Below are 12,647 nucleotides of genomic sequence, written 5' to 3'. Positions count from 1 at the left end.
ATCAGCCCCTAGGATTCTGGACGGACAGGAAGCAGGTGTAACCGGCCTGACCGCCGCTCAGCTTCTTGATATATTTGAGATAGGCATCGTTCGAATAATAGGTCGTACCGGGCAGATACACCCCCTTGGTCAATGCCGCGCGAACCTCCTCGCCCGTGAAGGGACGCGGTGCGGGCGGATAAGGCCCACCGACCAGCGCGCCGAGCGGCCCCAGCGGTCCGGGGTCGACCACATTGCCGTTCCGGTCGATATATTTCCCCGCATTGCCCGCCCCCGGCACGGCGATCTGACAGGTCATGACCGACGCCGTCGTCTGGGCCAGCGCGGGCCGAACCGCGATGACCGTGCTCGCACCCACCGCGCCCAGCATCAGCATCCGGCGGCTCGTCACGCTGGAGGCCTGGGCCTGCTCCTCGCGCATGGGACCGGATGCGGGACCGGGTTCGGAGGGCGTGTCGTCCATGACCAAGCGATCTCCCATATTCATCGGCCCACCACAAGAACCTGTGCAAGGCCAGCGGCTTCCCAAAAATGGAAGCCCCGCCCCGACGTTGCGACCGTTCAGAAGTGAAGACAGCGCCCCTGCACCCCGCTACATCGGCACGCCATGGGATTCGGCATTCGTACCTTATGGGCCATCGTCGTGGTCGTGGTGGCCGCCGCCGTGGTGTTCCTGACGGCTGGCCCCGCGCCCGCGATCATCGCGCTGGTCGGCGGGATCGCCGCCGCGCTGGTCGCAAGCGAAGGCGTGCCAGACGAAGCCGAGGAGGACATGGCGGCGGACGAGAGCCGAACCGGCCTGTCGCCGCTGCTGGAGGAAGCGCTGGATGCCATCGTCGAGCCGGTGCTGCTGATCGAGGCGGGGCAGGTGATCCTGGCCAATCGCTCGGCGCGCGGGCTGCTCGGCAAGCATATCGTCGGCGAGGACGCGCGCATCGCGATCCGCCATCCCGCTGCCACCGAACGACTGCTGACAAAGGAAGGCGTCACCGATCCCGCTCAGCCGATTTCGCTGGTCGGCCTTGGCTCGCTCGAACAGCGTTGGGAGATGCGGATCGCCGACACGACCGGCGGCCAGCGCATCGTCCACCTGATCGACCAGACCGCACATGACGCCGCCGAGCGGATGCGCGTCGACTTCGTCGCCAATGCCAGCCACGAATTGCGGACCCCGCTGGCCTCAATTTTGGGCTTTATCGAAACGCTGGGCGACGAGGCGGGCGAAGACGCGGAAATTCGCGCGCGCTTCCTGAAGGTGATGTTCGACGAAGCGCGGCGGATGCAGCGGCTGGTCGAGGATCTGATCTCGCTCAGCCGGATCGAGGCCGACAAATATCGCCAGCCCGCCCAGCCCGTCGACATGGCCGAACTGGTCGACCATGTGTGGGAGGAGTTTCTGGACTCCGGCTCGCCCCGTGCCGACGATATTGCGTGCGAACTGGCCGAGGAGCTTCCGCCGATCGCGGGCGACCGGGCGCAATTGTCGCAGATGCTGCACAATCTGATCGGCAATGCGATGAAGTACGGCAAGGCGGAGACGCCGGTCCGCGTTAGGCTGGACCGCGACGGCCCCATGCTGCGCCTGAGCGTCGCCGACCGCGGTGAGGGCATCGCGGCCAGTCATCTCCCTCGCCTGACCGAACGCTTCTACCGCGTCGACTCGGGGCGCAGCCGCAGTATCGGCGGTACCGGTCTGGGCCTCGCCATCGTGAAGCACATCGTCGAGCGGCATCGCGGAAAGCTGGAAATCACCAGCGAGGTCGGGGTCGGGACCACGGTGACGGTGCGCCTGCCCGCGCTGAAGACGCCGGAAAAGATCGCTTCCGAGAGCGCTGTCACAAAACCACAATAAAAATGTCACACGGGGGTATGGCGAGCGTGGCAGCGCCGGTTCGCACCCGTTCCGGTGTTTCCAAGGATTTTGATGCGCCTGCCCTGCCTTCTCGCCGCGATATTCGCGCTGGCGGCCTGCTACGATCAGGCCAATGGCGGCGGCGCGGGCGTGCGGGACCAGATCACGGCTGTCGGCTCGTCGACCGTCTATCCCTTCACCACGATCATCGCCGAGCGGTTCGTCGCTGCCGATCCGGATGCCAAGGCGCCGGTGATCGAGTCGACGGGCACGGGTGCGGGTATGAAGCTGTTCTGCGCCGGGATCGGGGCGGCGCATCCCGATCTGGAAGACGCGTCGCGCCGGATGAAGGCCAGCGAGTATCGCGACTGCGCGGCGCATGGCGCGGGCGAACTGCTCGAAATCCAGATCGGGATCGACGGCATTGCCTTTGCCGAGTCCCGGCGCGGGCCGCACATGGCACTGACCTCGGTCGACATCTATCGCGCGCTGGCGGCACATCCCGGCGGCAAGCCGAATAGGGCACGCACCTGGGCCGACGTCAATCCGTCGCTGCCCGCCATTCCGATCCAGGTCTACGGCCCGCCTGCGACCAGCGGCACCCGCGATGCTTTGGCCGAACTGATCCTGGCGAAGGGATGCGATGCGGTCGAGCCGGGTGCGCCTGCCCTCGCGGCCCGCAATCCCGAAGCGCACCGCCTGTTCTGCACGCGCGTGCGAGAAGACGGCGCCTATATTGACGCGGGTGAGAACGACAATCTGATCGTCCAGAAGCTACAGGCCAATCCGGACGCGCTGGGTGTCTTCGGCTATTCCTACCTCGAGGAAAACAGCCAGACCGTCGACGGGGTTACGATCAACGGCGTCAAGCCGACCTATGACGCCATCGCGGCCGACCGCTATCCCGGATCGCGCCCGCTCTATGTCTATGTGAAGAAGGCGCATCTCGACGCCATTCCGGGCTTGCGCGCTTTCCTGCGCCTCTATGCCGACAACTGGGGCAAAAATGGTCCGCTGGTCCGCCGGGGCCTGATCGCCTCGCCGCCCGCCATTCAGGCCCGTTCGCGCGCCATCATCGCCCGCGAAACGCCGCTCGATCCGGCGAGCCTGCCGTCATGAACGGCGTCGTCCTTCTCATCCTGACCATCGGGCTGGGCATCATCGCCTGGGCATCAACCCGGATGCACGCGCTCGGCTTCCGGCGTCGGTCGGGGACGCGCGCGAGTTCGCTGCCGCATCATCATGGCTGGTACGTCGCGCTGTGGACGGCAGTGCCGCCGCTGCTCTTCCTGGCGATCTGGGCGGCGACGTCGCCCGCGCTCGTCACCGACATCGTGCTGAAAGCGCCCGCCGCCGTGCAACTCCCCCCGCCGGGGTTCGAGCGGGCGGCCATCCTGTCCGAGGCGCGCGCGCTGGCGGCCGGGCAGGCACAGGGCGCATTCCACGCTTTGTCGCACACCCTTGCGCCCGCCTATGACGCCGCGCAGACGCGGATCGACTGGATCGCCACCGCGATCGTCCTGCTGCTGGCGCTGGCGGGTGGGGCCTATGCCTATCTTCAGGTCCGACCCGAGTTTTCGGCGCGCACCCGGATCGAACGCGTCGTGTTGGGCCTGTTACTGGGGGCGTCGCTGATCGCGATCCTGACCACCGCAGGCATCGTAGCCTCTCTGCTCTATGAGGCGGGGCGGTTCTTCTCGGTCGTGCCGCTCACCGAATTCCTCTTCGGTACCCACTGGAGTCCCCAGTCGATCGATCCGCGCCATCCCGGCGCGTCTCTTGGCGCGGTGCCTCTGTTCTGGGGTACCTTCTTCATCGGGGCCGTCATCGCCATGGCGGTCGCCATCCCCTTCGGCCTGATGAGCGCCATCTATCTGACCCAATATGCCGCGCCCCGTGCCCGCCGGATCATGAAGCCGGTGCTGGAGGTGCTCGCGGGTATTCCGACCGTCGTCTACGGCTATTTCGCCGCGTTGACCGTCGCCCCCGCCGTACGACAGTTCGCGGTTGCGATCGGCATCGACTGGGCCTCGTCGGAAAGCGCGCTGGCCGCCGGGCTGGTCATGGGGGTGATGATCATCCCCTTCGTCTCGTCCATGGCCGACGACAGCCTGGCGGCCGTGCCCAGTTCGATGCGGGACGGCAGCCTGGCGATGGGCGCGACGCCGTCCGAGACGATCACCCGCGTCATGCTGCCCGCCGCCCTGCCCGGCGTCGTTGGCGGCATATTGCTCGCAGTCAGCCGCGCGATCGGCGAGACGATGATCGTCGTCATGGCAGCGAGCGGCGTCGCCACGCTGACCGCCAATCCCTTTGCCAGCACGACCACCGTCACCCGCCAGATCGTCGACCTGCTGACCGGCGAGGCCGAGTTCGACAGCCCCAAGACGCTGGCCGCCTTCGCGCTGGGCCTGACGCTCTTTCTCATCACGCTGCTGCTCAACATCGTCGCGCTCAACGTGGTGAAGCGGTATCGGGAAACCTATGAATAAGCCGCCCACCCCGCCTTCGGCCGCAGGGTGGAACAGCCCTGCCATGGCCCGCCGCCTGCGTCGGCGTTATGCCGCCGAGCGTCGTTTCCGGCGGCTCGGGGCGGCGGCGGTCGCACTGTCGGCCGCGTTCCTCGCTTTCCTGCTCATCACCATGCTGGCGCAGGGGCTTCGCGGCTTTACCGAAACGCGCGTAACCATGCCGGTCAACCTCGCTGCCGCCGATCTGCCCATCGAGCCTGCCCGATTGAAGGGGCGCGGCGCCGATCTGGCACTGGCCGGGGCGGGACTGGAAAATGCGGTCGATACCGCCGCGACCACCGCCTTCGGATCGATGGGAAGCGATCTGCTCTCACCCGGCGCGTGGATCGTCGTGCGTGACGCGATCAAGGCCGATCCCGGCCTGCTCCACCGCACCGTCCGGTTCGAGTTGCCGCTCGCCAGCCGTTATGATGTGGCCGCAAAGGGCGTGGGAACGCCGGAGGCCGAGCGGGTCGTTGCGCAGCTTGAAAAACGCGGCCTGCTGTCGACCGGCTGGGATATGGGCTTCCTGAAGGATGCCGACGCCACCGATCCGACGCGGGTCGGCATCTGGGGTGCGGCCAAGGGGTCGCTGTTGACCATGGTGGTGACGCTGGCCCTCGCCTTCCCGATCGGCGTGCTGGCTGCGCTCTATCTGGAAGAGATCGCACCGAAGAACCGCTGGACCGACATGATCGAGGTGTCGATCAACAACCTCGCGGCCGTTCCCTCGATCATCTTCGGCCTTCTGGGGTTGGCGGTGTTCCTCGGTACCTTCGGCCTGCCGCGTTCGGCTCCGCTGGTCGGCGGCCTGACGCTGGCGCTGATGACCATGCCGGTGATCGTCATCGCCGGGCGCAATGCGATCAAGGCGGTGCCGCCCTCGATCCGCGACGCCGCGCTGGCGGTGGGCGCGTCGCGGGTGCAGGTGATCTTCCATCACGTCCTGCCGCTCGCCCTGCCCGGCATCCTGACCGGCACCATCATCGGCATGGCACGGGCGCTGGGCGAGACCGCGCCGCTGCTGATGATCGGGATGCGCGCCTTCATCGCCGCGCCGCCGCGCGGGCTGACCGATCCGGCGACCGTGCTGCCGGTCCAGATATTCCTCTGGTCGGATCAGGTGGATCGCGGCTTCATCGAGAAGACCTCGGCCGCGATCATCGTCCTGCTCGTCTTCCTGCTCGCGATGAACGGGCTGGCCATCTACCTCCGCAATCGGTTCGAGACACGCTGGTGAGTACCCCCAAGATAACCGCGCGCAACGTCAGCGTGTCTTACGGCGCCAAGCAGGCGATCCACGACATCTCGATCGATGTCGACATGGACCATGTGATCGCCTTCATCGGCCCCTCGGGCTGCGGCAAGTCGACCTTCCTGCGCACGCTCAACCGGATGAACGACACCATCCCCTCGGCGCGTGTTTCGGGCGACGTCCGGCTCGACGGGCAGGACATCTACGCGCCCGAAATGGACGTGGTGCAGCTGCGCGCGCGCGTCGGCATGGTTTTCCAGAAACCGAACCCCTTCCCCAAGTCGATCTATGAGAATGTCGCCTACGGCCCGCGCATCCACGGCCTCGCGACCTCCCGCAGTGAGATGGACGCGATCGTCGAGCGTTCGCTGACCCGTGCGGGCCTGTGGAACGAGGTGAAGGACCGGCTGTCGGAAAGCGGCACCGCGCTGTCGGGCGGCCAGCAGCAGCGGTTGTGCATCGCGCGCGCCATCGCGGTCGACCCGGAAGTGATCCTGATGGACGAGCCGTGCAGCGCGCTCGACCCGATCGCGACCGCGCGGATCGAGGAATTGATCCACGACCTGCGCGGCCGCTACGCCATCGCGATCGTCACCCACAATATGCAGCAGGCCGCCCGCGTCTCGCAGCGTACAGCCTTTTTCCACCTCGGCACCTTGGTCGAGTACGGCAAGACGTCCGACATCTTCACGAACCCGAAGGAAGAGCGGACGAAGGACTATATTACCGGCCGTTACGGCTGAGGACGAGGATCATGGACCACACCGTAAAAGCCTTCGACAACGACATCGGCCGCCTGCGCGGGCTGATCAGCCAGATGGGCGGGTTGGCCGAGGAAGCGATCGCCAATGCCATCAAGGCGCTGCAACGCTCCGACCTGGAACTGGCGCGCAAGGTTCGCGAGGACGACAAGGCGATCGACCTGATCGAGGCGGAGGTCGAGCGGCTGGCGGTGCGCACCATCGCGCTCCGGGCCCCGATGGCCAACGACCTGCGCGAGGTCGTCGCGGCGTTGAAGATCGCCAGCGTGGTCGAGCGGATCGGCGACTATGCCAAGAACATCGCCAAGCGCGTGCCGATGATCGAGAGCGAGGACCGGATCGAGCCGGTCTCGATCCTGCCCGCCATGGCCAAGATCGCCTCTGCGATGGTGCATGACGTGCTCGACGCGTTCGCCGCGCGCGATGCCGAGGCGGCGGTGCGGGTCCGCGACAGCGACAACGCGCTCGACGATTTCTACGATTCCATCTTCCGCACGCTCGTCACCCATATGGTCGAGAATCCCAAGACGATCGGGCAGGTCGCGCACCTGCTGTTCATCGCGAAGAATCTCGAACGCATCGGCGACCATGCGACCAACGTCGCGGAGATGGTCTATTTCGCCGCCACCGGCACGCAAATGGGCGAGCGTGACCGCGGCGGCTCCTTGCCTTCTTGAGGGAACAGGCACCATGGCACGGGTAAAGATGTTGCTGGTCGAAGACGACGCCGCACTCGCGGAACTGCTCGTCTTCCATTTCAAGCGCGAGGATTTCGAGGTCACGCATACCCCGGACGGCGAGGAAGCGTTGCTGTTGGCACGCGAGAGCACGCCCGATATCGTCCTGCTCGACTGGATGGTCGAGGGGATTTCGGGGATCGAGGTCTGCCGCCGCCTGCGTCGCTCACCCGAGACGGCGAACGTGCCGATCATCATGCTGACCGCGCGCGGTGAGGAAGAGGACCGGGTACGCGGGCTGGAAACGGGCGCGGACGACTATGTCACCAAGCCCTTCTCCCCGCGTGAGCTGGTCGCCCGCGTCGGCGCGGTGCTGCGCCGGGTGCGCCCGGCACTGGCGGGCGAGGCACTGGTTTACGCGGACATCGAAATGGATACGGTCGGCCACAAGGTCCGCCGTGCAGGCGAAGTCGTTTCGCTCGGGCCAACCGAGTTCCGCCTGCTCAAGCATTTCCTGGAGCATCCGGGCTGGGTCTTCTCGCGCGAGCGGCTTCTCGATGCGGTCTGGGGGCATGACTCGGATATCGAGAGCCGGACGGTCGACGTGCATATCCGTCGCCTGCGCAAGGCGATCAATATCGGCGACCGGCCCGACATCATCCGCACGGTGCGCTCGGCGGGCTATTCGCTCGACGCGGGCGGCTGATCGCCGATGTGAAAAGGCGGTCAGGATCGGGTCGCAAGCGAAACGAGGGAGCCAAGTGCGGCATGGGGCGTTCTGCCCCCGCGCTTACACCTTGCGCTTCTGAACAGGAGATTCGCATGAAGCTCGTTTTTCTGGCCGCCACCGCTCTGATGGCGGCGCCCGCTATGGCTCAGCAGACCCAGACCGACACCACCGCCCAGGCGGGGATGCAGGCCGGCGCCTCGACCCAGACGGACACGACGACGACGCAGACCGACGCGTCGGGCTCGATGCAGGCCAATGCCGCGGCAACCGCTGGCACGATGACCGCCGGCGGCTATCAGCCCGCCCAGCCGCCCATGGCATCGCCGCCGCAGGCCGGCGCGCCGATCGTCTTCAAGCAGGCGCCCAGCCCCGAGCAGGCTTACCCCGCCCCGGCTCCGCTGAAGAGCTATCCGATCTGCAAAAAGGGTCAGTATGACCAGTGCCGTCAGCGTGGCGGCAAGTAATCGGCCCATCACCCGGCTGTGAAAAAGGCGTCGGTTCCCAACAGGAACCGGCGCTTTTTCGTTGGGAAGGGTTATTCTTCGACCAGCTTCATCAACCGCCGCTCGACCGGGGCCAGCACCGGCCCCAGCTCATGACCGCGCTTCAACACCGCCCCGCCCTCGCCAATCAGCGCCCACATGCCCTGACGGTTGCGCAAAGCTGGGCGCTTCTCGATCCGGAACTCCGGCCGCTCCGCCGCGCGGCGGAAAGCAGAAAAGATCGCCGCGTCCCGCCCCATGTCCATCGCATAGTCCCGCCAATGCCCCGCCGCGACCATCCGGCCATAGAGGTCGAGGATGCGAGTCAGCTCGGCGCGGTCGAACCCTACCTGCCCCGCCGTCTTTGGAAAGGGTACGATCCCCATCAGGCCCGATCGCGCTCGTCGCCCCGCTCGGCCAGCGCCGCGTCCAGCCGCCGCCGCATCGTCTCCAGCTCGCAACGAAGCATTTCGATCTTCTGGGTCTGGGGGTCGAAGATTTCCGAACAGGGTGTGCCATAGGGGACGAAGCGCGGCTCCGGAGCCGCGCCGCCCTCGACCATCGTCGGGCGCGCCGGGATGCCGACCATGACCGCGCCCTCGGGCACATCGCGCGTGACGACCGCATTCGCACCGACCCGCGCGCGGGGACCGACGGTGATCGGCCCCAGAACCTGCGCGCCCGATCCGACGATGGCGCCGTCCATCAGCGTCGGGTGGCGCTTGCCCGCCACGCCATTGTCCGGGCTGGTGCCACCCAGCGTCACGCACTGATAGATGGTGACGTCGTCGCCGATCTCCGCCGTCTCGCCGATCACCACGAAGCCATGGTCGATGAAGAAGTTTCGCCCGATCTTTGCGCCGGGATGAATGTCGATCGCCGTCAGGAAGCGGGTGAAGTGATTGACCAGCCGCGCGAGGAAAAACGCCCGCGACTTGTAAAGTCGATGCGCGATCCGGTGCCCGGCCAGCGCCCAGACACCGGGGTACAGCAAAATTTCGGCACGCGAATGCGGAGCGGGATCGCGCGCCCGGATCGAATCGAGATAAGCGGCCAATCGGCTCGGCATGAGCATGTCCCCAGATGCGATATGCGCATTTAGGCATAGGTTCAGGCGAAATCCAGATCGACCCTGCCTTCGCTTGGGGTCGGCCAAACTCTATCGCGGTTGCAGCGTTGCCTGGGACACGGCATGGCCGCCGGTCATAAAGCACAGGAGACATGATGGACCCGACCAGTACCGAGCTGATCCACATCCTGCCGTTCGTGGCCGTGGGCTTTGCCGCGCAGGTGGTCGACGGCGCGCTGGGCATGGCCTTCGGGGTAATCTCCAACACATTGCTCATCAGCCTGGGCGTGCCGCCCGCCGCCGCCTCTGCGGGGGTGCACAGCGTCGAGACGTTCACCACCGCCGTCTCCGGGATCAGCCATGCGGTCCATCGCAACGTCAACTGGCGGCTGTTCCTGCGGTTGATGATTCCCGGCGTGATCGGCGGGGCGCTGGGCGCCTATGTCCTGTCCAACATCGATGCCGCCGTGGTGAAGCCCTTCATCCTCGCCTATCTGACCGGCATCGGCATCTATCTGCTGATCCGGGCCTGGCGGCACAAGGCGGCCACGCGGGAGCCTAAGGTCGTCGAGCCGCTGGGTTTTCTCGGCGGGTTTCTGGATGCGGCGGGCGGCGGTGGCTGGGGGCCGGTCGTCACGTCCAACCTGCTAGCGCAGGGCGCTGCGCCGAGAACGACGATCGGCACGGTCAACACCGCCGAATTCTTTCTGACGGCGACCATCTCGGCGACGTTCATCACCCAGCTCGGCTGGGGTGCCTTCACCATGGCAACGGTCGGGCTGCTGATCGGCGGCATCTGCGCGGCGCCGTTTGGCGCGATGCTCGCCAAGCGGGTTCCGGCGCGGATGCTGTTGACGCTTGTCGGGGTGATCCTGACGTTGACCAGCCTTTGGGGGCTGTATCAGGCGATCAAGGGCTGATTTTCCTCCCCTGCAAGGGGAGGTGGCAGTCCGTAGGACTGACGGAGGGGTGTGGGACACCCCTCCACCACCGCTTTGCGGCGGTCCCCCTCCCCTTACAGGGGAGGAATATTACGCGATCGCCGAGTGAACGGTCGCCACGGCCTGCATCACCGCTGCGATGCGAACGGCCGTCTGGATGACCTCGGCCGACGCGCCGGCTTTCTTCAGCACCGCCTCATGCGCGTCGATGCACATGCCGCAGCCGTTGATCGCCGATACGGCCAGGCTGAACAGCTCGAAATCGATCTTGTCGATGCCCGGTGCGCCGATCACGTTCATGCGCAGCTTGGCGGGCATGTTGCGATATTCTTGGTTCCCGGCCAAGTGGGTGAAGCGGTAATAGACATTGTTCATCGCCATCACCGCTGCCGCCGCGCGCGCCGCATTGGCGGCCTCGGGCGACAGCTTGGGGGCGCATTCCGCCTCGGCGGCCTCGACCAGTGGCTTGTGGCCGGTGCCATGCGCACAGGCGAGCAGCAGGCCGTACTTGCGCTGATCGTTCAGCACCGGCTCGTTCAGCAGCGAGCCGACGTTGAGGCGGATGTCCTTGGCGAAGTCGGGCAGCTGCCCGGCAAATTCCTTGAGCGACATGAAAGGGATTGCTCCGGATAAACGACGCCCCAGTCCGGGCCACCGACCGCACGCGATCAGCGACCCTCGCCGGGGCGTCGGAAATGGTGGGCCCGGGGACGTCGCCGCCCCCGGACGACAGGATTACTCGGCGGCGAGCTGGAGGACGTCGTCGCCCTTGTTCCAGTTGCACGGGCACAGCTCGTCGGTCTGCAGCGCGTCGAGGACACGCAGCGTTTCGGCCGGGTTACGGCCGACGTTCAGGCCGTTGATCGTGACATGCTGGATGACATTGTCGGGGTCGATGATGAAGGTCGCGCGGTACGCGACATGCTCATTCTTGTCGACGATGCCCAGCGCATCGGCCAGGACGCGGCCATTGTCGGCGATCCAGGGGAAATCGGCCGCGGCCAGATCCGGGTCCGACTTGCGCCATGCCAGGTGGACATGCGCGGTGTCGGTCGACGCGCCGATCAGCACGGCGTCGCGATCCTCGAAATCGCTCTTCAGCTCGGAATAGCCCACGATTTCGGTCGGGCAGACGAAGGTGAAGTCCTTCGGCCAGTAGAACAGGACCTTCCACTTGCCCTCATAGGAGGTGTCGCTGATCGTCTCGCCGGCGGGCAGCGCGTTGGTGCCCTGCTGGACGGGAACGGTGAATGCGGGGAGCTTGTCTCCAACGGTCAACATGGCAATGAGCCTCCATTCTAAAAAAATCGGGCTTCAGCCATCCTCTCACGATCGGCGGTGGACCGCCTGTATTCGTTGCCGCGACAGATATGGGGACTGGCGCCTTTGATCCAACAAGCTATTTGTCACAGCGCAATCGACTGAGACGATCAATGGCCGCGACCTACCTACCTACGTTGAAACAGTTACAATATCTCGTGGCCTTGCAGGACCACGGCCATTTCGGCCGGGCGGCGGACGCGTGTTTCGTTACGCAATCCACCCTGTCGGCGGGCCTTCGCGAGCTGGAAACGCTGATCGGCGTGACGCTCGTCGAGCGGACTCGGCGAGTCGTGCGCTTCACCCCGCTGGGCGAGCGGATCGCAGACAAGGCGCGCCGCGTGTTGCGCGAAGCGGACGAGCTGGGCGATATGGCGCGCGCGGCCGGGCGGCCGCTGTCGGGCGAGATGCGCATGTCGGTGATCCCGACCATCGCGCCGTTCATGCTGCCCCGTATCCTGCCGCGCCTGCGCCGGGACTATCCCGACCTGAAGCTGTTCCTGCGCGAGGAACCAAGTGGCCCCGCCTGCGAGCGCCTCCATAATGGGCGGACCGACTGCGTGCTGCTGGCGCTTCCCTATGCCTGTGGCGAGGTGACGGCCGAGCCGCTTTTCGACGACCGGCTGTTCGTCGCCTTCCCGACGGACGACGATCTCTCGCCGCCCGCCGCGATTCCCGCCTCGGCGATCGATGAGGCCCGGCTGCTGTTGCTGGAGGACGGTCATTGTCTGAAGGATCATGCGCTCGCCGCCTGTAACCGGCCAGAACTGCGCGCCGAGGCGACGATGCTGGGCACCTCGCTCCACACCATCGTCCAGATGGTCGACAATGGCCTGGGCATGACGATGCTGCCCGAAATGGCGCTACGCTCGGGTATACTCGACAATACCCAGATCACCGCCCGCCCGCTCGACGCCGAGAATGCGATGCGCAAGATCGCGCTGGTCTGGCGTCGCGCCAGCCCGCGGGAAAAGGATTTCCGCCTGCTCGCCCAAGTTCTGGCCGAAGCGGCCTGACCCCTTCGATATCATCCCATCATCAGGAGATTTC

The 12,647-nt window shown here is 66.2% G+C and carries 15 protein-coding genes; 10 read left to right on the top strand and 5 right to left on the bottom strand.

Features of this window, described 5'->3' with window-relative positions; all coding sequences use genetic code 11:
• Position 1: 1 nt before the first annotated feature.
• Complete coding sequence (locus KV697_RS02090; protein ID WP_257575551.1) at positions 2-463, bottom strand: hypothetical protein; 462 nt, start codon at positions 461-463, stop codon at positions 2-4.
• Positions 464-607: 144 nt separating this feature from the next.
• On the opposite strand from KV697_RS02090, the gene KV697_RS02085 reads away from it, so the two are divergent.
• The 8 genes from KV697_RS02085 (at position 608) to KV697_RS02050 (ending at position 8,249) form a co-directional block, all read left to right on the top strand.
• Positions 608-1,852, top strand: a complete 1,245-nt coding sequence (locus tag KV697_RS02085; protein ID WP_219019900.1) for a sensor histidine kinase — start codon at positions 608-610, stop codon at positions 1,850-1,852.
• Positions 1,853-1,924: 72 nt separating this feature from the next.
• Complete coding sequence (locus KV697_RS02080) at positions 1,925-2,971, top strand: substrate-binding domain-containing protein (RefSeq protein WP_219019899.1); 1,047 nt, start codon at positions 1,925-1,927, stop codon at positions 2,969-2,971.
• Entirely contained in the window at positions 2,968-4,344 is a 1,377-nt protein-coding gene (gene pstC / locus KV697_RS02075) for a phosphate ABC transporter permease subunit PstC (protein ID WP_219019898.1), read from the top strand. Before KV697_RS02080 ends, pstC begins: the two co-directional genes overlap by 4 nt.
• Positions 4,337-5,602 (top strand): phosphate ABC transporter permease PstA, encoded by a 1,266-nt coding sequence (gene pstA / locus KV697_RS02070; RefSeq protein WP_374011381.1) that lies wholly within the window; start codon positions 4,337-4,339, stop codon positions 5,600-5,602. The genes pstC and pstA overlap by 8 nt, the downstream gene beginning before the upstream one ends.
• Positions 5,596-6,360 (top strand): phosphate ABC transporter ATP-binding protein PstB, encoded by a 765-nt coding sequence (pstB, locus tag KV697_RS02065; protein WP_219021182.1) that lies wholly within the window; start codon positions 5,596-5,598, stop codon positions 6,358-6,360. The genes pstA and pstB overlap by 7 nt, the downstream gene beginning before the upstream one ends.
• An 11-nt stretch (positions 6,361-6,371) precedes the next feature.
• Positions 6,372-7,055 (top strand): phosphate signaling complex protein PhoU, encoded by a 684-nt coding sequence (phoU, locus tag KV697_RS02060; protein ID WP_219019897.1) that lies wholly within the window; start codon positions 6,372-6,374, stop codon positions 7,053-7,055.
• A 13-nt stretch (positions 7,056-7,068) separates the two neighbouring features.
• Positions 7,069-7,761, top strand: coding sequence for a phosphate regulon transcriptional regulator PhoB (gene phoB / locus KV697_RS02055; RefSeq protein WP_219019896.1), 693 nt, complete (start codon positions 7,069-7,071; stop codon positions 7,759-7,761).
• Between the two features lie 116 nt (positions 7,762-7,877).
• Positions 7,878-8,249: a hypothetical protein gene (locus KV697_RS02050; protein WP_219019895.1), complete on the top strand. Its 372-nt coding sequence runs from the start codon at positions 7,878-7,880 to the stop codon at positions 8,247-8,249.
• 71 nt (positions 8,250-8,320) lie between these two features.
• On the opposite strand, the gene KV697_RS02045 is transcribed toward KV697_RS02050, so the two are convergent.
• Together KV697_RS02045 and epsC are read right to left on the bottom strand one after the other, a co-directional pair.
• Positions 8,321-8,653, bottom strand: a complete 333-nt coding sequence (locus tag KV697_RS02045) for a DUF2794 domain-containing protein (RefSeq protein ID WP_219019894.1) — start codon at positions 8,651-8,653, stop codon at positions 8,321-8,323.
• Complete coding sequence (gene epsC / locus KV697_RS02040; RefSeq protein ID WP_219019893.1) at positions 8,653-9,336, bottom strand: serine O-acetyltransferase EpsC; 684 nt, start codon at positions 9,334-9,336, stop codon at positions 8,653-8,655. The genes KV697_RS02045 and epsC overlap by 1 nt, the downstream gene beginning before the upstream one ends.
• Before the next feature lie 155 nt (positions 9,337-9,491).
• Between epsC and KV697_RS02035 the strand changes: the two genes are divergently transcribed.
• Entirely contained in the window at positions 9,492-10,256 is a 765-nt protein-coding gene (locus tag KV697_RS02035) for a sulfite exporter TauE/SafE family protein (protein WP_219019892.1), read from the top strand.
• Between the two features lie 111 nt (positions 10,257-10,367).
• Here the strand turns inward: KV697_RS02035 and KV697_RS02030 are convergent, their stop codons facing one another.
• The gene (locus KV697_RS02030) at positions 10,368-10,889 is read right to left on the bottom strand and encodes a carboxymuconolactone decarboxylase family protein (RefSeq protein ID WP_056434968.1); all 522 of its coding nucleotides are present in this window, start codon (positions 10,887-10,889) and stop codon (positions 10,368-10,370) included.
• A 123-nt stretch (positions 10,890-11,012) separates the two neighbouring features.
• Positions 11,013-11,558 (bottom strand): peroxiredoxin, encoded by a 546-nt coding sequence (locus KV697_RS02025; RefSeq protein WP_219019891.1) that lies wholly within the window; start codon positions 11,556-11,558, stop codon positions 11,013-11,015.
• Positions 11,559-11,710: 152 nt separating this feature from the next.
• Here KV697_RS02025 and KV697_RS02020 point away from each other — a divergent pair, with 152 nt between their 5' ends.
• On the top strand, positions 11,711-12,613 hold the full coding sequence (locus tag KV697_RS02020) for a hydrogen peroxide-inducible genes activator (RefSeq protein WP_219019890.1): 903 nt from the start codon (positions 11,711-11,713) through the stop codon (positions 12,611-12,613).
• Positions 12,614-12,647: the final 34 nt, after the last annotated feature.

This window comes from Sphingomonas sanguinis, assembly GCF_019297835.1.
In the GTDB taxonomy this organism is placed as follows: Bacteria; Pseudomonadota; Alphaproteobacteria; order Sphingomonadales; family Sphingomonadaceae; genus Sphingomonas; species Sphingomonas sanguinis_D.
The sequence above is the reverse complement of the archived record's forward strand: the minus strand, read 5'-3'. Positions and strand labels throughout refer to the sequence as shown.

Bases quoted from the DNA above. Each gene is read 5' to 3' on its own strand.
- pstA (WP_374011381.1), top strand. From the start codon at position 4,337: ATGAATAAGCCGCCCACCCCGCCTTCGGCCGCAGGGTGGAACAGCCCT.
- KV697_RS02050 (WP_219019895.1), top strand. From the start codon at position 7,878: ATGAAGCTCGTTTTTCTGGCCGCCACCGCTCTGATGGCGGCGCCCGCT.
- KV697_RS02045 (WP_219019894.1), bottom strand. From the start codon at position 8,653: ATGGGGATCGTACCCTTTCCAAAGACGGCGGGGCAGGTAGGGTTCGAC.
- KV697_RS02025 (WP_219019891.1), bottom strand. From the start codon at position 11,558: ATGTTGACCGTTGGAGACAAGCTCCCCGCATTCACCGTTCCCGTCCAG.
- KV697_RS02035 (WP_219019892.1), top strand. From the start codon at position 9,492: ATGGACCCGACCAGTACCGAGCTGATCCACATCCTGCCGTTCGTGGCC.
- epsC (WP_219019893.1), bottom strand. From the start codon at position 9,336: ATGCCGAGCCGATTGGCCGCTTATCTCGATTCGATCCGGGCGCGCGAT.
- KV697_RS02085 (WP_219019900.1), top strand. From the start codon at position 608: ATGGGATTCGGCATTCGTACCTTATGGGCCATCGTCGTGGTCGTGGTG.
- KV697_RS02030 (WP_056434968.1), bottom strand. From the start codon at position 10,889: ATGTCGCTCAAGGAATTTGCCGGGCAGCTGCCCGACTTCGCCAAGGAC.
- phoB (WP_219019896.1), top strand. From the start codon at position 7,069: ATGGCACGGGTAAAGATGTTGCTGGTCGAAGACGACGCCGCACTCGCG.
- KV697_RS02020 (WP_219019890.1), top strand. From the start codon at position 11,711: ATGGCCGCGACCTACCTACCTACGTTGAAACAGTTACAATATCTCGTG.
- pstC (WP_219019898.1), top strand. From the start codon at position 2,968: ATGAACGGCGTCGTCCTTCTCATCCTGACCATCGGGCTGGGCATCATC.
- KV697_RS02090 (WP_257575551.1), bottom strand. From the start codon at position 463: ATGGACGACACGCCCTCCGAACCCGGTCCCGCATCCGGTCCCATGCGC.
- phoU (WP_219019897.1), top strand. From the start codon at position 6,372: ATGGACCACACCGTAAAAGCCTTCGACAACGACATCGGCCGCCTGCGC.
- KV697_RS02080 (WP_219019899.1), top strand. From the start codon at position 1,925: ATGCGCCTGCCCTGCCTTCTCGCCGCGATATTCGCGCTGGCGGCCTGC.